Source organism: Pseudomonas sp. DW-iso3 (genome assembly GCF_058725305.1).
The window spans coordinates 798591-818698 of sequence record NZ_JBZXDZ010000001.1 but is presented as its reverse complement, the minus strand read 5'-3'; the positions used below and the strand labels follow the sequence as shown (position 1 = coordinate 818698).

At 52.7% G+C, this 20108-nt stretch carries 17 protein-coding genes; 15 read left to right on the top strand and 2 right to left on the bottom strand.

Translation table 11 applies throughout. The features are described 5' to 3' along the window. Positions 1-366 precede the first annotated feature (366 nt). Entirely contained in the window at positions 367-1620 is a 1254-nt protein-coding gene (locus AC4PS7_RS03790; protein WP_492179077.1) for a hypothetical protein, read from the top strand. Positions 1621-2398: 778 nt separating this feature from the next. After that, positions 2399-3475 (top strand): hypothetical protein, encoded by a 1077-nt coding sequence (locus AC4PS7_RS03785; RefSeq protein ID WP_492179075.1) that lies wholly within the window; start codon positions 2399-2401, stop codon positions 3473-3475. 173 nt (positions 3476-3648) lie between these two features. Here AC4PS7_RS03785 and AC4PS7_RS03780 read toward each other — a convergent pair whose 3' ends face one another. Together AC4PS7_RS03780 and AC4PS7_RS03775 are read right to left on the bottom strand one after the other, a co-directional pair. Next, a complete protein-coding gene (locus AC4PS7_RS03780) occupies positions 3649-4146 on the bottom strand; it encodes a hypothetical protein (RefSeq protein ID WP_104911775.1) in 498 nt (165 codons plus the stop codon). Positions 4147-4617: 471 nt separating this feature from the next. Then, the gene (locus tag AC4PS7_RS03775; protein ID WP_492179073.1) at positions 4618-5349 is read right to left on the bottom strand and encodes a metallophosphoesterase family protein; all 732 of its coding nucleotides are present in this window, start codon (positions 5347-5349) and stop codon (positions 4618-4620) included. Between the two features lie 288 nt (positions 5350-5637). Here AC4PS7_RS03775 and AC4PS7_RS03770 point away from each other — a divergent pair, with 288 nt between their 5' ends. From AC4PS7_RS03770 to AC4PS7_RS03710, 13 genes are all read left to right on the top strand, one after another. Next, a complete protein-coding gene (locus tag AC4PS7_RS03770; RefSeq protein WP_104912641.1) occupies positions 5638-6093 on the top strand; it encodes a helix-turn-helix domain-containing protein in 456 nt (151 codons plus the stop codon). A gap of 541 nt (positions 6094-6634) precedes the next feature. Continuing rightward, on the top strand, positions 6635-8266 hold the full coding sequence (locus tag AC4PS7_RS03765; protein WP_492179072.1) for a HamA C-terminal domain-containing protein: 1632 nt from the start codon (positions 6635-6637) through the stop codon (positions 8264-8266). Between the two features lie 101 nt (positions 8267-8367). Beyond that, the gene (locus AC4PS7_RS03760; RefSeq protein WP_492179071.1) at positions 8368-10509 is read left to right on the top strand and encodes a DEAD/DEAH box helicase; all 2142 of its coding nucleotides are present in this window, start codon (positions 8368-8370) and stop codon (positions 10507-10509) included. 97 nt (positions 10510-10606) lie between these two features. Then, on the top strand, positions 10607-10936 hold the full coding sequence (locus AC4PS7_RS03755; RefSeq protein ID WP_104911772.1) for a hypothetical protein: 330 nt from the start codon (positions 10607-10609) through the stop codon (positions 10934-10936). A gap of 58 nt (positions 10937-10994) precedes the next feature. Beyond that, a complete protein-coding gene (locus AC4PS7_RS03750; RefSeq protein ID WP_104911771.1) occupies positions 10995-12395 on the top strand; it encodes a hypothetical protein in 1401 nt (466 codons plus the stop codon). A gap of 33 nt (positions 12396-12428) precedes the next feature. After that, positions 12429-12536 carry a helix-turn-helix domain-containing protein gene (locus AC4PS7_RS03745; RefSeq protein ID WP_371923353.1) on the top strand — a complete coding sequence of 36 codons (108 nt, stop codon included), beginning with the start codon at positions 12429-12431 and terminating at the stop codon, positions 12534-12536. A gap of 332 nt (positions 12537-12868) precedes the next feature. Further along, a protein-coding gene (locus tag AC4PS7_RS03740; RefSeq protein ID WP_139136479.1) for an IS3 family transposase occupies positions 12869-14019 on the top strand; the annotation gives its coding sequence in 2 pieces (ribosomal slippage) (positions 12869-13103 and positions 13103-14019; 1152 coding nt in all). Between the two features lie 99 nt (positions 14020-14118). Beyond that, entirely contained in the window at positions 14119-14919 is an 801-nt protein-coding gene (locus AC4PS7_RS03735) for a hypothetical protein (RefSeq protein WP_492179069.1), read from the top strand. Between the two features lie 684 nt (positions 14920-15603). After that, complete coding sequence (locus AC4PS7_RS03730) at positions 15604-16224, top strand: hypothetical protein (protein ID WP_019096084.1); 621 nt, start codon at positions 15604-15606, stop codon at positions 16222-16224. Next, positions 16214-17311, top strand: coding sequence for a helix-turn-helix domain-containing protein (locus tag AC4PS7_RS03725; protein WP_492179067.1), 1098 nt, complete (start codon positions 16214-16216; stop codon positions 17309-17311). The genes AC4PS7_RS03730 and AC4PS7_RS03725 overlap by 11 nt, the downstream gene beginning before the upstream one ends. Before the next feature lie 21 nt (positions 17312-17332). Beyond that, complete coding sequence (locus AC4PS7_RS03720; protein ID WP_464710633.1) at positions 17333-17797, top strand: hypothetical protein; 465 nt, start codon at positions 17333-17335, stop codon at positions 17795-17797. Between the two features lie 147 nt (positions 17798-17944). Continuing rightward, positions 17945-18370 (top strand): hypothetical protein, encoded by a 426-nt coding sequence (locus AC4PS7_RS03715; protein ID WP_464710631.1) that lies wholly within the window; start codon positions 17945-17947, stop codon positions 18368-18370. Between the two features lies 1 nt (position 18371). Beyond that, entirely contained in the window at positions 18372-19217 is an 846-nt protein-coding gene (locus AC4PS7_RS03710; protein ID WP_464710630.1) for a hypothetical protein, read from the top strand. The last annotated feature ends 891 nt before the right edge of the window (positions 19218-20108 follow it).

The following is a 20108-nucleotide window of genomic DNA, read 5'->3' as shown; positions in this document are numbered from 1 at the left end:
TATCCTATTACCGTCGTGCGTAAGAGGAAAGACTACTTTCGAGGCCTGTTTAGGTGTTTGCCCCCAGCCAACCTTCGCCTCGACGACACGTCAATCGTGACCTGTTCAACCCACAGTTTGCCGACGTCTCCGCTGATGCCAGCCAGGCGCATGGCTCTCAACAGATCGCCTTTGACCAGGCAGCTACCTGAATGGCTGAGGGGACAACTGGCAGTCCCAGCATGCCCTCAACGAAACGGCTCAGCCAAGCCCATACAATCCTGATCCAAGGTATCATTTCTGACCTCACGGGCAGTCGCCCCACGTTGATCAAGGCGCCCGAGCATACCCTGCACGTGTCAGCTTCATCACAAGGAACGGATTGATTTGATCGAAATACTGAAGGCTAAAATCGGGTTGCTGCATGGGGCAGAGCTCGAAAAATTCGTGGGCCGGCTGCTACCCACCGTCTCAAGCGATTATGAGAACCTCTCAGACACCTTGAATCTCTCAGGGCGAGTGACTCAAGGCCCTGCTGACCTGCTGTCTTACATCAAGGCCAACGGCAGGTATATCGCCGTACTATGCACAGGACAAAATACTGGAACACAGGCAAAAGTGTTGGCGGACATCGAGAAACTCACGCGCGAAGACTGCCACATCCGCGACAAGATCGACCAGGTCGTCATATGCATATCCGCCGTCGTTGGCACTGAGGAGGAAATCTATCGCAGTGCGTGTGCTAGCCACGGCTGGGCTTCAACGATCTACCCTCTAAGTCAGCTGGCTCACCTTGCCAATGAAAGCCCTGAAGTCACTCAAATAACGTGCGCGGTGGAGATTGCTGAGATTAGAAAGCTACTGGATGCCGAGCGACATCAGGCCAGCAGTGCAAATACGGCCAGGTTGGCGAAACGCTTCTATGACTGCGGTACCAGAGTCAGCGCCCTAAGAGCGAGCCTTGCCATGTCGCCAAGCCGATTCATCGATCTGATCGATTACGACAGCGAGCAACGACTGGCGTATCTGGAGTCCGGTACGATCCAGATGAATGACATTGAAATCGCAAGCGCTTGTAATACGACAGGTGTTAGCGATGAGTGGCTGACTCATGGCGAGAGGGGCATGTTTGCGATCGAGTCCATCTCAACCTACCACTGGGAGCAAATGCAGTGGTTGAGGAATGCATCACCCGCGTCGGTACATGTGCTCATCAACGGCACGACGCAACAGCTTGTGATACTTGCACACCTGCATTCGAAAAAATGGAAGATCTACAGCATCGCCTTTGATCTTAATTTTGCTGCCTGGTGGGGAGACCATCACCAGATCCCCGAAGTCTACGACATGCTTAAGCAGTTGGCTGACGACTACCGAGGGCGGATTTTTGGAAGGGTGATAGGCCCCGAAGAATATGCCAACATTCTATCTGGGCAAACACACCCTGCACTGTTCATGCAGAAAACAACGGGTGGGGGCGCGCATTGGTTCGACGACATTTTTGACTACAAACACAAATATCCGATCGCGGAGAATTACGAAGGCTGGTACGGCACTTGGTTCACCTCCGTCCAAGATTTTTTCAAACGTTATGACACCAAGATTGAGCCCATTAGAGCGGCGGCTCAGGAGAATACCTGAGCCGCTTTAACGCCCCGGCAAGGGTTGGTCATGCTGCCTAAGACTGCAGCATGGCCACCACACCTCTCATAACGCCGCCATTCGCGATGCTACCCAGCCAGGACTGCGAAGTGGTACCTGCAGCAATACCGGGCTACCCCATCCAACACCGCCACCGTTGGATGAGACGGTAACAAACTCAGGCGAAGTGACCCGCTCAAAAAAATCTGGGAAGCGAGATGGTTTGTAGTCAAAGCCTAAGCAGGGCCTATCGGCCCTAAATGCCCCCCCCTAACAACCCTAGCCTCGCCTACCGGCGAGGCAGCCAAGAACCCCAAAACCCCAAAAATCAAAACCGGAAAGCTGCGCCATCACCCGTCTTCTGATCGGGCATAAGTAGCGGTGCCTCCACCGTCAAAAAATCTTTTGCTCTCAAATACAGAAACTCCGTCTCGTTTAAAAATCTTCAAGGGGTAGCGATTTCAAAAGCGTGACACGAATCACAAAAAGCCCGATATCTCTGATATTTTTGGTTAAAAAACAACCAGACGGCCTGGAGCTAGGGACTTCCCTACCGGAGTAGCCATGGCGCATAAAATGGGTGCCGGCGTGCATCGCTCAAGGCTCATTTCACCGAATGGGGAGTCGGTGACCTTTCAGGTAGAAAACACGCCAGCCTGTGTGGTATTGATTCATCGTGCTCTGATTGAGGCATGGATTGACGCCGCGATGTGACCTTTCCTCAGGGAAGCAATTTGCGATATCAATAATTTTCGATGTGCATACTAAGGATGGAATAATGTCTATTGGTGAGATGGGTGTTCTGGAAAATGGAAACCTTCGAATAAACTCAAGTGATCACGGGCCTGTTACGCTCACTCGCTGGACGATCCAGCCGCTGAGCCTTGATGACTTAAATCGTTACAGAAATAACCAATCTATCGAGATCCTATTCACAGATCTTAGCGTTTTGGAAGACGGCCACATTACTGAAATCAAAGTAACCAGCCAGATTCCCGACCTGCTTCAGTCATACTGCTTGGTGAAGGGAGGGTGGTTGCCACCTGGTTTCGGAATGCTGAATCGCTTTATATTTGCCGATCGAAACTTCATAAGCAGGATAGGCAATTACTTCGAAAATAATCTAGCAAAGAAAGAAAGCCTCGCTGGATGGTTCGATGATTTAAGGCACTTCAATCTTAGCATCGATCTACTTCCATATGCGATGGAGGCGAACACGCAGCAATTCCCTTCAAAAGAAGAAATTGCAAGCCAGGTTAAAGAGGCCAGAGAAAAGCTTCAGCAGGCGGCGCCTGGCGTTCGTATTACACAGTATCCCGAACCTGTCGAGGATTACACTTGGCGGCTTATGGATCACATGCGACCAAGCATTGAAAACCGTATGGCCTTTCTCATCGAGGTAGCGCCTCACGTCAAACCCTGCATCGCTACTGATAAAGTTTTGGAGCGCTGGAAAAACATTGCAGCGATAGCAGAAAAGTATGATTTGAAAACGGATATCGTGACAATTCTAGCGCTGATTGGCGTATCTGCCCCGAAGAAGGACTCACCAGGCCTAGGCGTACTCAAGATCACTGATCCGTATTTGGAAAAGTCAGCTTACAACGCCTGCCTAGACATCGCCATCATGGAAGTGTTTTTGAACCTACAGAAAAAAGACCCTGCAGGGCGCTATGCAATCATCACCAAAGATGCGCCTCTTGCTCGCTTTGGTGGCATTTTAAGTTCATTGACGTATGGCAAGTCAGAGAATGGTATCTTGAATATCACCACAAGCATTCCTGATGATCTCATTGAAAATAAGGATCCCGTGCTTCGCGCGGAATTTACAAGACTGCTTAGCGGCAAAGCCTAAGCGCCAAAACAGGAACGCCCGAGCAAATCGGGCGTTCCTTGTGCGCTGCCATTCAAGATTCCCTTCGAGAAGAAATGCCGAGGCCGAAGGTGCGGCAGGCGACGATGGTACGAAAACCCACTCACAATACCTGGACGAGCATTACTGAGTCGCGATGTCAGCAGCCAAAGAAACTAGCGAACTACAATGCCATAGTCAGAAAAGTCACGGAGAATTCTTTTCCGGCTAAGCATCGCTGGCAGCTTGAACGTATTCCGATATCCATACCAGAATCCCATAGGAATGAGTATCAGCCCCACCCCATAAGTCGCCGTCGCAGCGATAACGCCCATTGGGATTGCCGCAATCGTCATTAAAATACCTTTCATAACTGTTGACCTGGCGATCAACTGCAGATCACTAAGGTCATATTCAACCTTTCCGCTAGCATTCTCGAATGCGATAACCACAATTGATTTCTTGGAAACATGCTTGTAAAACCATGTGCGTGGCACATTCATTGCCATCGCGCCATGTTGCCTCAAGTATTTCGGCATTACTACCTGCTTGAAGTAAAACGTCTGACCTTGTTCATCCTCAAGCCTAACCCGGCCATACAGTGCATCCAGGTCACCCGAGCCCTGCACATCATAGTTCTTCACTACTACTTTAATTTTCTTGAGGTCAGACATGGAACGTCCTTAATTCACTTGAACACAGGCCACCTACCCCACCGTTTTTTTGGCAGGAAAGGAAGCACTCTCAAAACTGATCATTTGCAGTTGCTAGAATGCCAGCAGCGCTTGTCGAACTCAAGCACGCACATATAGCTTGCACTTAAAACATTGAGCCACTCAGTTCACTGACAATAACAAAGTAGTCCGCACCACTTACACTTCGCATTAATTTGAATCCGCACCTGCGCTCAACCTCCTGCAGAGGGGGAGTTACTACAGTCATAGCATTTTCATTAACGCCCGACAAATCGTGAAAAACACTTGCCGCAAAGCGATCTCCTACCCTGGCCGCCCCGACCAAGTAGGCATCTACAGTCACACCCCAATCCAGATTTCGCGCCTGTACAACCTCGGTGGGAACAGTTTGATTAGGAGCCGAGCCACCTTCTTTGCCCCTGAACTCATACTTCAACACTGAACTCGACATCAGATCTCAATCTCAAAAAACGGATCGAAACCCGTAGGCTCATTTGGATAGCCTCGCGGATTTGAAATCAATCGGCAGCCGGCAAGTGTTACATCGACGGCATGGTGAGTGTGGCCGAATACCCATATGTCACTTTTCTCGATCAGGCTTGCCCACTCGTTGGTATAAGCGGCATTGAGATGCCCTTCATTTTGAGTTCCGGCCACAACCGAGGACGGGCAATGATGGGTCACGACAACCGTCTTGCCCTCATAGGGTTGATTCAATTGCTCAGTCAGCCACGCCTTGGCCAGCTGATTTCGGCTGACCAGATCATCTGGACGGATGCGACGGTAGTTACTATCTGTCCTGATCTGTTTGAAATCTGTCATCCACTCTCTCGCCATGTTGCTAGCGGCAACCTGGTCGCCAGTGCTCGTGAAGTCTGTCCAGCTCATCGTGCCAAGCACCCTGACGCCAGCCAACTCCAAGATCTGGTTTTCCAGAACATGCACGTGCGCCGCAGCGGCATCCCGCATCTTCTGCAGCGTGCGATCGAGATGACCGCCGTACAGCTCGTGATTACCCATGACGTAGGCGACCTTGCATTCGAACGACTCATTGGCCCACTGGACACCGCGAGTCTTTTTGTCGACGTCTCCAGCCAATATCACCAGGTCAACGCCTGAACAATCGGGGGGATTCCAAGGGTGAAATTCACTATGCAGGTCTGAGTAGATCCTGACTTTCAAACCTTCACCCTCCATAGGGTTTGCAACGACATAGCATAAGCAACTGACGATTTAACGGTTTATTGAACGCCGCTCCCACGCTGTCTTCCAAGGAAGCAAAGGCTTGGAGGGGTGCCAAGCTAATGACACCTCTCACAAGCCATCCATGACGTGGACGGCATAAGGCATCCACAGCGACGCGCATGATCGGTTTTATACACTATATGCTGTGTAACTGTACACCGCGCCGTGGCTACATCCTCAGTTTTAAGGGGATCTGTGTTGATAAGGCCGGCGCTTGCAGCAGTTATACGGACAGTCCGAGGAAGCTTGGGTCTGACCCAGGAAGGGCTGGGCCATGCTATCTCGCGCACCTACGCAGCGAAGATCGAGAATGCGGTCAGCTCCCCTACCCTCGACAAGTTCACAGAGCTCGCCGCCGCCCTCAACCTGAGCCCGGTTGCTTTGCTCTCCCTTGTCATTGCGACACGAGACAATGTCCCCACCTCGACCGTGCTGACAGAAGCAGCAGACCAACTGAAGGCGATAGAAGCGAAGATCAGCCCGAGCGATATCGCAGCGCAGTTGACCGGTAAAGAGATTGTGAAGCGCCCCGCCGCGCGCCCAGCCGATCCTCTGAAACTGCAGCAAGTGCTTGAGAGCAAGAATGCTGGGCTGACGAAAGCCGAAACCGCCAGGCAGCTTGGGATGAGCCGCTCGACGGTAGGCTTTCTATGGGATCGCTCCCCTACCACCGAAAACTAGGGGAATGTTGCTCAGGGCAATCAGGTATCCTTACCCCGTTTTGTAGCTTCGGTTATCGGTGGCCCAATATTTGGCGCACCGCTTTGGTGTTCACGAGCTTCAGCAGCCCAATGCCGAGAGTTGCTCATTGGGCTCTATCGCTCCTTGTTTGAATGGTATTCCCCGCTAACGATGCCTTGATCCGGGCCTTCCAGAATCTAGCCTACGGACGGTGTAAACCGAAAAAATGACCTGTAAACCATCTAGGTTAACAAGTCATTTTCTGGGTTTACAGGTCGAGTTCGTTAGACTCGATTTGCGTCCAAACTGGGTCGCCAGCACTCACCAAATTTGGCTACCGCCCCGCTCACCTAGCGAACTTCTCAAGCGTATTGGGTACCTGCTTAATCGGTGCGGGCAATCGTCGGTTTACTCAATTTTGCCGATAGCCGGCCAATTGCTATTAGTGGTAGCGTTGCGTTATCAGCAGGCTCCGTATTTGTCACCTAGGTTGATCAATCGGATGCCCATTTCTGGAAATTACTCGCGATACAGGGATGTCATGGTGCGTATTACTAGCCCATCCAACAAAGGTGGGCCCGCTGCGAGGCAAGGCTTCAAGTATCAAGACCATGTAGCCGTCAGCTTCATTTTCAAGATGCTGCGCGATAGCAGTTACTCCCAAGTAGAGTGCGAGACCGCCGACGATATCGTGGCCGTATTTCAGTGCGCTGGGGAGCTCGTCAACGAGTACATTCAGGTCAAGACGACTGAGGGTGACCACAAATGGAATATGGAAGAGGTGACCAAGCTGGATGGCACCAAAGCCAACTCTTCCTTGCTCCATAAATCGCTGAATTGCGATGTTCGTTCTGGCCCTGCCCGCTTCCGAATTGTGACCCAGCGCGACGTCGCAAAGATTCTCAACGGCTTCAAAACCGAGCTGGATAAGCGGAATCTGCCTGACACCACCACGGCCCGAGGCAAGGCCCTGCTCAAGAAGTTCAAGACATTCAGTTCCCCACAAAATCGGAGTTTTGCCTACTGGGCAGAGAACTGCGTCTGGCAGGTCTACGGGGATGTGGAGGCACTAGAAGCGGTCAACATCAAGGCCCTCTCCAAGCTTGCTGAGGATTTCGGGAACCGTCCCAACAATACCCAGATGCAGGCTATTTACGATGAGTTCTTGGAGATGGCTGACAAGGCTGCCACGGCCAACGTGAAAACAGCAGCATCGACGAAGATCATTCTGCGGGCTCCGGCTCTGGCCCACCTCACGCAGCTACTAGAGGCCGCAGATGACCAGTCAACGGCTACAGCCAAACCCTACAAAAAACGTCCAGATCCCTTCCTGGTCGAGTTTCACGCAAGCACCGATGAAGGCCTGCTGCACACATTTTCCGGCTTCGACGTTCGCTACGCGCTGAAGGCATGGCGGCACGATGGTTTTGCTAAACACCTGGTCGAATGGCTCCCAGAATTCTCACTCAAGGCGAGCGAGATCGTGAACATCCTCGCGCACAATGCCGAGGCCATGCTCGCTCGTTCCATCAATGCCTTCAGCGACAGCGAGCTGCCTCGCGATAGGCTGGTCGCCGAACTGATCCTCCACGCCATCCTGCGCAGCCGCCAAAACAGCGAGCCCGTGGCATGCAAGGTTTTCTATAAATCCGGTGGCAAGCTCTCCGAATTTGGCAACGCCCACATCGTCCAGATACCTGGCCAGGACGATCAGCTATGGCTAGGGCTCGCGCGCCTGATTGAAGCAGGCAACATGGACGCGACGTTGGCCCAGATCTGCGGCGTCTTGGACGCTACCATTTCGGAAACGGTACTGTCGTCAGAACGCGAAATCATCATCAACCTGCGCGAGCCTCTTCACCATCAACCGAAAGCGGACGCCTTCAACCAGGCACTGCATCGAAACTCGCCAGTCGATGACATGCTGAACGTCCTCTGCTTCCCTATCCTGTTGACCTACAACAGTCACGCACTCTCATCAGGCTGGCTAGCTGATTACGTGAACCACCTCAGAAAAGAGATCGAAGCCCACTTCAGCACCTTCACCACCCAGTTGCCAGAGAACATCAAGCAAGTGAAGGTCATGGTGTTCCTCGTGCCAATGGAGAGCACCGAGAAGCTGACCAATGCCTTCAATGCTCGCTGCAAAACACTGGAAAACTTGCAGGTATGACCTCGGGCGTGCGGTCAATTTGCACAGCTGAAAACACTACAGGATGAAGGTATTCCGAGCTGGCCAAGCCAACTTCGGCGATCTCAAGGAACGATGCGGTAATGAACTACGAAACGATCAAGAACAGTCTGGCCAACCTCAGTGATGAGGGAGCTTCAACAGTCGATGTGCTGCTCGCCATCAATACCATCGTCAACCGAAGCAACTCCGATTGGGAAGGACGCGACCTGGTGATCCGGGCGCTCGACAAATTCGCACTCTTTGACGCAGTTGAGCAATCGCTCCTGCTCAACATGGTGCGAGCTGTTGGGCTCTTTCCTTACATCACGCCCCACCTGAGCAACATGGCCCTGTCTGACCGCTTGGCTTACGAGGCTCACAGGGTTGAAGGTGTAGAGCCTGGCATGGTGTTTCATCACCTTCAGGCACACGTTTTCAGCTTGATCATGCAGGGTCAAAACGTCGTCCTGAGCGCCTCCACCAGTGTCGGCAAGAGCCTGGTCATCGACGCGGTACTTGCCCAGCGACGGTTCAAAAAGGTGGTGGTGATCGTTCCCACCATTGCGTTAATCGACGAAACCCGACGCCGCTTGGTCAAGCGCTTCCGGGACTTCAACCTGATCACGCATCCCAGCCAGGAAGCTGTGCCAGACGCCACTAACGTGTACTTGCTGACGCAGGAGCGAGTCATCCAGCGCCCAGACTTGGATGATGTGGGATTCTTCATCCTGGACGAATTTTACAAAATCGATTTGGCGAGTGATAAGGATGGAAGCACACGCGCCGTCGATCTGAGCTTGGCGTTCCACAAGCTCGCAAAGACCGGTGCACAGTTTTACATGCTAGGGCCGCACATTCAGAAGATCTCTGGGTTGGACGGTTACGAGTACCATTTCATCCCGTCCGACTACAGCACCGTCGCGGTCGATATCCAGAATTTCAATCTGGGCATGCGCTCTGAACAGCGCACACAAAAGCTCCTGGAGCTGGTCAGGACGCTGGAGTCCCCTACCCTGATCTACTGTCAGGCGCCCGCAAGCGCAAACAGAGTCGCTGAGTATTTGATCCAAGATGCCGGGTTGGCCCCGGTGCCGGAGACGCAAGAAATCGCTGCCTGGATCTCCAAGCATTACCACCCGGAATGGAACGTTGCCAGGGCGATAGCCCTGGGCATCGGGATACACCATGGCGGGGTGCCTCGCGCGCTGCAGCAGTACATCGTCAAGCTATTCAACGATGGCGTTATCAAGCGAATCATTTGCACATCCACGATGATCGAGGGCGTCAATACGTCGGCTGAAAACGTCATTATTTATGACCGCCGCCTCAAAACGTCCACGCTCGACTACTTCACCTACAAGAACATTTCCGGGCGTGCTGGCCGCATGAACAAATACTTCATCGGCAAGGTGTTCATGCTCGAAGCCCCGCCCGTTGAGCAGGGATTGACCGTCGAGTACCCCATCGGCCATCAGGATGAGACTTCACCTATCGGCCTGTTGATGCAACTAGAAAACGAATACCTCACGGACATCTCGCGAGGCCGGCTCCAGGAAGCGTATGCCAACGAGGTGCTGTCACCCGCGACCTTAATCGAAAACCGCCACATTCCTATCGAGCGGCAGGTCAAGGTCGCGAAAACGATCATAGGTGAGCTTCCAGACAACCACGAATTGTTAAGCTGGAAAGGCATCCCTGAGCCTGACCAGCTGAACTACTTGTGTGAGCTGGTCTACAGCCTGGAAGGTGAGAACCTGATGGAGTACCAGATCGCGTCCAGCTCTCAGTTAGCCTGGCACATCAACGAGCTCCGAAATCAGAAAAACCTGCCGGCCTACCTGAGCGAAGCGGTGGAAAATCGGTGGGTGAATGTATCAGCGAGCGAAGCTATTAACCTGCGCCTGAAATTCATTAGAAACATGGTGTGCTTCAGGTTGCCTCGGGACATCATGGCCATTCACAAAATCCAGGTCGACGTACTGGAGCAAGAGGGGTACGAACCTGGAGACTTCAGCTTCTTCGCTGAGCAACTGGAAAATATGTTCCTTGATCCCCTGCTCACCGCACTCGACGAATACGGAATTCCTACCCAGATCTCGACCAAGATCAAGCACCTGATCTTGCCATCAGAGCACCTGAACGACTTGCTGGCAAAACTGCGGTTGCTTGCCCCTCGGGTGGAGCGCCTCCAGCTCACCAGCTTTGAGAAAGATGTGATGCAATGGGCGGTCGCTGAGATGTGATGGTGGACGGGCGAGAACGGATGCTGGGAGGCTTATCGGGATTCAGGCCTTCCACCAATTGACGAGTCTGCCAGCAACCCTGCAGAGAGGAACGAAAATGCCAAACCCACTGGTCATCAAAGGTCAGCGTTTTTCATCCCAAATTGAGGCGGAGCGCTTTTTTTACGCCATGCGTGACAGAAACCTCGTCAGCGGTGGAGATATCAAAGGCTCCACTGAATTCGATTTGCTCGAAGAGCTGTACGTCCGGTATTGCCAGGCCACCAACTGGCCAACGCCAGGAAATCCTGTTGCGTTTTACGCGCGCAATATCGCGCGTGGGAGCGGCCCAAATGGTGGCACCACGCAGGGGTTCGTCGTGAAGTTCAGTGATGGGAGCGAGCAGGAGTTTTCCGTAAAGAAAGCAGTTAAGGCCTCGGCAACGTAATTACTCCTCCACCTCAACGAATGTCCTTCTGGCCATCTCAAGACAAGACTATCGACCCATGACGTATGCACTGATCGACAATGCCACACTCACAGCCGTCCAGCGCGCCACCGGGGCGGTAGCAGTCAAGACCAGCGACACGATCAACGGGGATCTGTGTGCTTTGGAGAACTTTCTGCAAGGCAATCTCTTCTACGATGATCTTCTCTGCATAGACAACTACAAGCCTGAGCATAGAGACAGTCGGAAACAGCAATTTCCTTACCTTCGGTTCTTGGCGCCCACTGAATTTGGTCTTGAGGAGGTGGATGCGGTCGCGCAAAAGGAAGCGGCATCAATCCGTCCCGAAATTCGGGGGGGAGAATTTGTGGATGAGGACTTCAGCGCCCTATTGGAGCAATTAAAAATGAACATGGTGTGCACCTGGGATCAAGCCTCCAGCGTGTATTACCTGACCATGAGGATGTTGGGCTACCGTGGCTCTGAGGAATACAGCAAGTACAGCGCTTTAAGTGCAGCTATTTTCGCAGAGTTGAGTGATGCAGGCGAAACGCGCGGGCGCTGGTCGAAGGACGTCAAGCTTGTAAGCTCGGATGGTCACGTGTTCAGTAAGTCAGAGTTCTCAGAAAGCAGCCGGGGCGACTATGGTGGCCCCACAAGGCAGTTGGAGATGTTCGTAGCCTCCCTAAATTGGCTCGCCTATAAATCCATTTATTACTCGACTGCCGCCAAACACTTGAAAGCTGACTCATTCATCCACCCCATCCGGCACGCTTATCAGGTGCACTGGATGAAAAAAGTCGGCGCCTTTGGCCATGATTTCACCGCCCGACTCCTGGCCAACCTCGCGGACAAGACAAGAACGAGCATTTCGGAAATCCAATCACACGGAGCAACCCAAACTGTTGCATTGGATCTGCCCTTGTTCTCGGCGTGGCTAACTCAATCTACTGGTAGCGTCTCCAATGCCATTGAGGCTGCCAGACAGCTCCGCAACGAAGGTCATTTCGTCACCATGCGTGAAACGCTCAAAGCCATTCGCATTGCGTTCGACGAGCAGGGCATTGCGAGCGGCAACAAGCGCGTTACGAAGCTCATGGACGACGTCGACAAGATTTGCGGCGACCTTAGACGTAGCTACGGTGTACGGTCTACTCAGGGCATTCAGGGCAGCTTTCTCATTAAAACGGCAAGCTCAGTCACCAGCCTATTCGGGATTTCACTACCTGACCGCGATTTCGCTCTCTCGACACCTGAGTTCATGAAAACAGAATCGACCAAAGCCTTCACAACCGTCGTGAAGGACATAACCAAGGAGCTCACCGCAATGGAGCGCCTAGGTGGTATGCGAGATCTCATGGCCAAGTCATTCAGGATTGAGGGCGAAGATCACGGCGGCCCCAAGGTTCAGGAACCGAGGTTCCGTTACGTAAAGTCCGGATGGCAAAAACCGATGTGAAGTCTGTCCGCGTTCTTGTGGCTTAGCTGTTAGATGCCGAGTTCCAGGGTGCTAATGGATCAGGGCCTGACTCAAGTTGAAGTTGCGAGGCGGCTTGGCGTCGCTAGGCGGACAGTCAGCAACCATCTCAAAAGAAAATAACTTCCAGGGAGATCGACTAAGCGCCGGTCAACAATATCAACAAACCGCTGAGGCCTGAATAGGTCGGAGCGGCTAACTCCCATGGCTATCATAGGTAACCACCCATTTAGTTAGAATGGCCGTGCAAACGTGTTGTCGCTGCCTCGTCAGCCATATCACTATGCCATCCAACTTGGTGCTCTGTCTCTCAGCGAGTAGTTAATGCTGAGGCAACTGCCCGCCCCGCCCCAGTTAACGAAAAGGAAATGCGCCGTGCATCTTGATGCATGTTGAATCGCCCCGGGTTTCGTAGACACCTCCATGCCTTAAACTGAGGCCAATCAGGAGGTGCCATGAGCAACCCACGTTATCCCGAAGAATTCAAAATCCAAGCGGTCAATCAAGTGACCGAAAAGAAGCTTCCCGTCGCTGACGTAGCGGCGCGTCTTGGCGTGTCGACGCATAGCCTCTATGCCTGGATAAAGCGCTACAGCAAACCTCAGGCAGAACGGCAGCAAGACGATGATCAGCACGCTGAACTGCGTCGTCTGCGAGCGGAACTCAAGCGGGTCACTGAAGAGCGAGACATCTTAAAAAAGGCCGCCGCGTACTTTGCCAAGGAGTGCGGCTGAAGTACGCCTTTATCAAGCAGCGCGCGGGCGACTATTCCATTCGACGGCTTTGCCTGACGCTGAAAGTCCATCCCAGTGGTTATTACGCTTGGTTGTCTGAGCCGCAATCTGCACGCGCTAAAGACGACCAGCGATTGCTGGGTTTGATCAAGCACTCGTGGCTGGAGAGCGGCGGAGTTTATGGCTATCGCAAAATCCATGACGACCTGCGCGAGGTCGGTGAAGATTGTGGTCGGCATCGTGTGGCGAGGTTGATGCGTCTTGAAGGTCTACGCTCTCAGACAGGGTATCGACGTCGCCCTGGAAAGTACGGCGGTAAGCCAGCGGTCGCCTCACCCAATTTGCTGAAGCGCCAGTTCGATGTCGGGGAACCCAACAAGGTTTGGGTCACCGACATCACCTATATTCGTACGTATGAAGGCTGGCTGTATTTGGCGGTGGTGCTGGATCTGTTTTCCCGTCAGGTCGTTGGCTGGTCAATGAAGTCGCAGATGACCAGTGATTTGGCCATTGATGCGTTATTGATGGCGGTTTGGAGGCGAAAACCGAAACAGGAGGTGATGGTTCACTCTGACCAGGGCAGCCAGTACAGCAGCTCCGATTGGCGCAGCTTTTTGAAGGCAAACAATTTGGTCGCCAGCATGAGCCGCCGAGGCAATTGTCATGAAAACGCCGTGGCCGAGAGCTTTTTCCAGCTTCTGAAACGGGAACGGATCAAGCGAAAAATCTACATCACGCGGGAAGATGCTCGGAGTGATGTGTTCGATTACATCGAGATGTTCTACAACGCAAAACGCCGCCATGGTTTCAACAATCAGCTGTCACCGGTAGAGTTTGAAAAACGTTACGCAATGAGTTTGCAAGGTGTCTAAAGAATCCGGGGCGATTCACCCAAAGCTGTTGTGGCCCTTATCACACCCAACTATCTTGCTTCCCAGTTTTGTCTCTGTGAGCTGGGCGCGACCTGGGCGATGTCCCACAACCTATTCCCTTTGCTGGTGAAGCCTCTGACCTTCGAAGATGTCAAAGGTGTGCTCACCGGCGCGCAACTCACTGAGATCAATAGCGCTACACGACTTTCCGAACTTCGAGACCAGCTCAACTCGACGCTTGGGCTCACTGGAAAGAACACTGCCCGCTGGGAGTCCAAACGCGATGTATTCCTCAAAGGCCTCCCGAAAATTCTCAAAAAGCTGCCCAGCCATCAACAGGTGTCCGCCGCCGCTCATGCGAAAGTTGTGAGCGACCTGGATGACGCCAGGCAGTACATAGCCGACCAGGAAGCGGATCTGGAGGAGAAGAAGGATCTGATTGCAAAACTTGAGAAAGCCAAAGACAAAAACGAAGTGGCCGCGATCAAGCGTGCGTATACGGGTGAGGCGGATCAGCTTGATCAACTCGAAACTGACCTTGGCCTTCAACTGGAGAATCTGCCCAAGCACGTGTCTTACGTGGCTTGCAAGGAAATCGGTCTCCAACAGCGCGTAAAAATAGATAACTTCAAAGACGCGGATTTAGCTGAAGGCCTTGAGAGAGCAGCAGGCCAGCAATTAATCGAGATTGATGACAGCGGATTCTGCACGCTGAACTCCTCGCATCCATTAATCAAAAAGATGTTTAAGCCTCTTCGTGTGCTGAAAAAGTTTATCGACGGCGCGTCGAGCGAGACCCATGAGGATTTCGAAACAGAGCACGAGACGACGTTGTCACTGGGCAACAGCGACTACTGGGCAATCCGCCTCGACAACCGACTTCACAGAATGTCTTTCTAAATCATAACGCCAGCGCCGATGATCGTATCGCTACGGCATCGGCGTTATTGCTCGGTTCCAACAGATACGGAAATGCCCAAAATGGGTAATCCGATCCGGCGTTCACCTCGTGGCCTGCCGCGCCAGGATGACACCCTGATTCGGGTTGTAACGTAACGCCAGGTGAGCTTTTTGTGCTGCATTCGCAGATGTATCGGACGATCAAAGCCGACGAGTTCGCGGGTTCCTTATGGGCTCCGGGGTTCGCTCTTAGCCCGGCATGCGGTTTGGCCATCCCTCAAGTGCTAGTGCTCACATCTAATGAAGATGGTTCTGGTGGGGAAATGAACGCGGTGGCCTTAGTCAGGAACCTGTAGTCGCATGGGTTAGCGTTATGGAACGGTGCATGTGCGAGATTGAACGGTTTTCGAGGGTTACGGGCGCGGGGACTTTGCAGCGGATTGTGCCGCTGGTTGAGTGATGCCAGGAATTGCTTAGCATTACTCCAAACCATGCGTTGTGTCGGCTGCTCACAGAGCTCGCATAGACCCGACCGATCAATAAACGTTTTGGCTCGGTATCCGCTGGCTGAGACGCTTTTGGGTGCGAAGCGCCTGCAGATCATCCAGTTGACAAACCAAGATTTCTGCACAAAAATGCCGGTTGACAGTATCCCTTATTTGCACAGTTTTCGAGGTCGTATCGATGCACGAAACCCAGCACCCAAGTCATTTCGCACCCGAGTTGCTCCCCGAATACCTGGATCTGGTCTGCCAGGAAGTGATCTCAGTTGCGTATCAGGCGCTGGCTGATGCATCTACACCAAACGATACCGCATACACCCGCGCAACCCTGCTCTACGGGCGTCTTCAAGGGCTCTGTAAGGCGTTGGGTGCCGATGTGACCCTGCCATGGCTTGAGCTGCGAAACGGCACCATGGACTTCACGATAAGCATCAACGGTGTTTTGCTACAGATCGTCACCGACGATCCTGATGCTCCTAAGAAGCTGCATCGGCTCAAGGCCAATCTGGTCGAGCTGCACCAACTGAGTCTCTTCGAGGCCAGCCCCGAGGTTTCCACTTGGAGACTGTTTGTTGATGGGAACAACGACCTCGAATTCCCTGAGTTCAAAGCCACGATCGTGGGCTTCGATATCAACCAAAATATCCTTTGCCACTGGGCACATGAATACAAGGCCAGCGTGCCGGTCAGAACCAGCGATCTCCCTGCTCAAGTCGAGATCGAGGAACCTTTGGTGGTTCGCAGAAACAAAGACGCCGACACGAAAAAACCCGACGAACCTGGCAGCGTAGATGGACGATAGAACACAGCAACTGGCATTAGGCGACGAATTCTCTCCGGACAAGCTGCGCCTTGCGCGCTGCGCGTCCGGTTGGTCGCTTGCAGACATCGGTGACCTGCTTGGAGTTACCCGGCAGTATGCTCACAAACTGGAGGTGAATGGATTTCCCTCCGCCGTACAGCTGGAAATGCTGAGCACGGCTCTGGGCGTCACTCAGGAGTTTTTCTTTGCGCCTAGACGCAGCTCCGTTGAACTTGAGCAATGCCATTTCCGAAGCGTGCGCGCCTCAACGGTGACGGTGAAGAAATCAATTGCAGCTCAGGTTGAGCTTTTCGAACTGCTGATCGATGAGCTCGACAAAGAAGTCGCGTTCCCGGATATCAGCTTTCGGACACATGATGAACCAGTGACAAGCGTCGATACTATCGAACATATTGCAGAGCGTTTTCGCAGAGAGCAATCGTTGGGGCTTGGGCCTCTCTCGAACGTCACCAGACTGGTCGAGAAGATTGGAGTGCTGGTCGTCAATATCGCTGAAGCGGATGACCGCATCGACGCGTTCTCCCTACACAACAAGCGCCCACTGATTGTTCGCAATACCGCCAAGCAGAACCCATGCAGACAACGTTTCGACATCGCCCATGAGCTCGGTCACCTGGTGATGCACCAAGGTGTGGAAACGGGCTGCCGGCACACGGAAGATCAGGCCAACCAATTCGCAAGTGCCCTTTTGATGCCCAGGGCAAGCTTTGCAGGAGAATTCCCTGCAATGCGAGGCCGATATCTCAACTGGCAAGCCTTGGGTGAGCTCAAGCTGAGGTGGAAGGTTAGTTTCAAGGCTCTGATCTATCGGGCTCAGGCTCTGGATCTCATCAGCCAAGAACAGGCCAAATCAGGCTTCACCTATCTGAATCGCAAGGGCTTCACACGGCGAGAAGATCTCGATGATCAGATCGAGATGGAATCACCTCGACTGGTGCAGCGCGCACTGGATTTGCTGGATCACGCTAGCTGGAGAAAGGCTCTCAAAGCTTGTGGGCTTACCCGCGAGATGGTTGAAAGCCGCTTCATGCTCACACCACCTGAGTCACCTTTGAGACTGGTTTAAATATTCAATTACGAGGCGGATATGGAGCACAATTTCGAACGACTACAGGCACATATCCTCCCGCTTTCAATGGCGAAGACTTTCTCGGTGGCGCGGCAGGAATGGGTACTGGTCGGGATTGAGATCAGCGAGGAGTTTGACAACTGCCCCTGCGGGCAGGACATCAAGGAACACTGCTGGATTGAGAACAAGCTGACAGGCCACAAGACCTATGTAGGCAACGTGTGCATCAATCGCTTCCTCGGCATCGATACCGGAACACTGTTTGATGGGTTGAAGCGCATCGCCAAAAACAGCCAGGCCAATGCGAATCTAGACCTCATCATTCACGCCTACAAGTTTGGGTATATCTACGAAAGCGAGTACACATTTTTGATGAGTACTCGGCTCAAACGTAATCTGAGTGCCAAACAAATCGCTTGGAAGGAAAAAATCAACAGGCGGATCACAAATAGTACCGTTGTTCAACGACGGACGAAGATGTAAAGGTTGTAGAGCAGCACTTAAGCTGGTCGACCATCCATAGAGGTGCACCTACCCAGGCACTCACCAGATCAGCTTTCATGGTGAGATTCCAGCCAACGGCAATGTGCCATAATCCGCGCTCGCTCGAACCACTGACAGGGATACAACGTGACCGATCTGCAGCAAGTCAAAGATTCGCTTAAAACCGTGGCCAAAGACTACTGGGAAACCCACAAGAAACCGCTCTTGCTGAGCAATCTACCGGCAGTGCTGGAAGCCAAGGCGCCGAACTTCAAATCTATCCTAGGCCCGCAGAATATCAAATCCTTCATTAAGGATTATGCGACTGAAATGGACGTCAGGCTGATCGAGCATGCGACCCAAAAGGCTAAGGTAGCCGTCGCACCTGCGGCGGAGACATTCGAATTCCCCACCGACAGCGCGGTCGAGAGCAAAGCCCAGAAGACGCCTCGCACAACACACAAAGGCGAAAAGGCCGTCCTTGCGTTATTGCACTCGCTCGGATCCCTATCTGACGAAGAGCTTGATCGGGTTACTATTCCCGTCTCTGTACTCGTGAAAATGATGAAATAACATGCGCTGCGCAATCATTTTGGTCTCGGATGACCCGGGTGCGTGCAGCCTGTTCGATAGGGAGAAAGAAGCTCTTATCCCACGCTCATTACGCGAAGTCGAGAGAGTCAAAGCGATAGGCTTCGACTTCGTCACAAGCATCTTCAACCCCTCTACTGCAAAATTTCAGCTTGAACAGCATGTGCTTCATATAGCCAGAAGCGCTGATGGCGTTGCCATCCTGTGTGACAGCCGATATCAAAGGCTGACAGCAAAGGTTTCAAACGCCTGCTTCGTAGCCAGAGTGGAGCTCAACCCAGAGGCAAGCAGCTACAAAAACATCCTCCAAGCCACCATCACAAGGATGGTCAAAAATCTGGCCCATGTATACACGCACATGCGTGATGCTGGCAGCCGCAATGCGTTGCAGCTTCCCTTCCGGAACTTCATCGCAGCAGAGCTTATGGCACTGGAGCAGCTGTTCGCTCAGAGCACACTTGCATCAGAGTTCGTCCCGACACTCGACCAGGCAATTAGTGACCTGAACAAGCGCAGAATGCCGAAGCGCAAAGAGGACTATCCTGAAAAATACTATGTGGATGACAACGAGACCTTCTTCTCCTATGGAAAAGAACATCATTCAGAACTGGAGACGGGCGCGACTCACCTGCCACTGTGCAAGCTGAACGGAAACTTCAGGTTTGGCCAAAGAATTGCCACCAACGAACACTATAACGTGTCGAAGGACAAAGGAAGGAACGGGACAATATCCGGCGTTTTCAAGGACTGCCATGACCGGATTCTGGAGTTAAGAGATAAGTCGCACGTCAACGTGTTCTCGAACGACTACTGGACTGCTCCAAGCTGAAACGAAAAAGCGGGCCCTGCATATGCAAATGGGGGCCCGCTTTTCTCGTGATATCTAGCTACGCATACCCTTCGCTGAACGCAGTAACAAGTCATAGCCACGCTAAACCTAGGTTCTGGTGACGTTCCCGGCTACGGACACCCACGGTGCCTGACCAGCCTCCAGTTTTTCATGGATCCCAGTCTGGACGAAGAGGTTAGTAGATAACCTAGGCGCAGGTTACACGTTTCTAACGCATCATGCACCCCCATCGGAGATTTTCATGCCAGAGCACAACCGCTTCCGAAATGGGTGTAAAAACGGTAAGCGTCCGGCTAACTCATTGCGTGACTCAGCTCGGTACCCACTGATGTGGTATCAATTGCCCGATCTCACCGGCCCGGTGATCGTTGGAGTGAAGGTTCTCCAAAGCCACGATCTCAATACCAGCGCACCGTTTAGTCTTGAGATCAAAAAAGCGAAGCTACCGTTGCCTTCTCCAAATGCAGCAGTCGTTGGGAGATCACCTCGGAGAAATTGACTGCTGGTGACTATCCCCTCCCATCCAAAAATGACCGCAACCAGACAATACAGACGAGCGAGTTGTTGACGACTGTAGGTTTCGGGAAGCGGATGCTGGTTTGCCAACTAGAAGTCTCATGTCTATCAGCCTCCGGTTACCCTTCATCACCCGTCAGTGCCTCCTAAGGAATCAGCACCGGGCGATGGCTCAAAAGGAGCTAAATACTTCGTGCACCAAGGTGCACCGTCAGAATCTAGCGGGATTTCCAATGATTACGGGGTTGGAGATGGATTGAGGACTACACGGATACACTGTTGTAGGTGTTTCTGTCCAATAAGGGTTCGATTCCCTCTACCCGCTCCACTCAAATTCGCGTTCCGCGTCAGGTT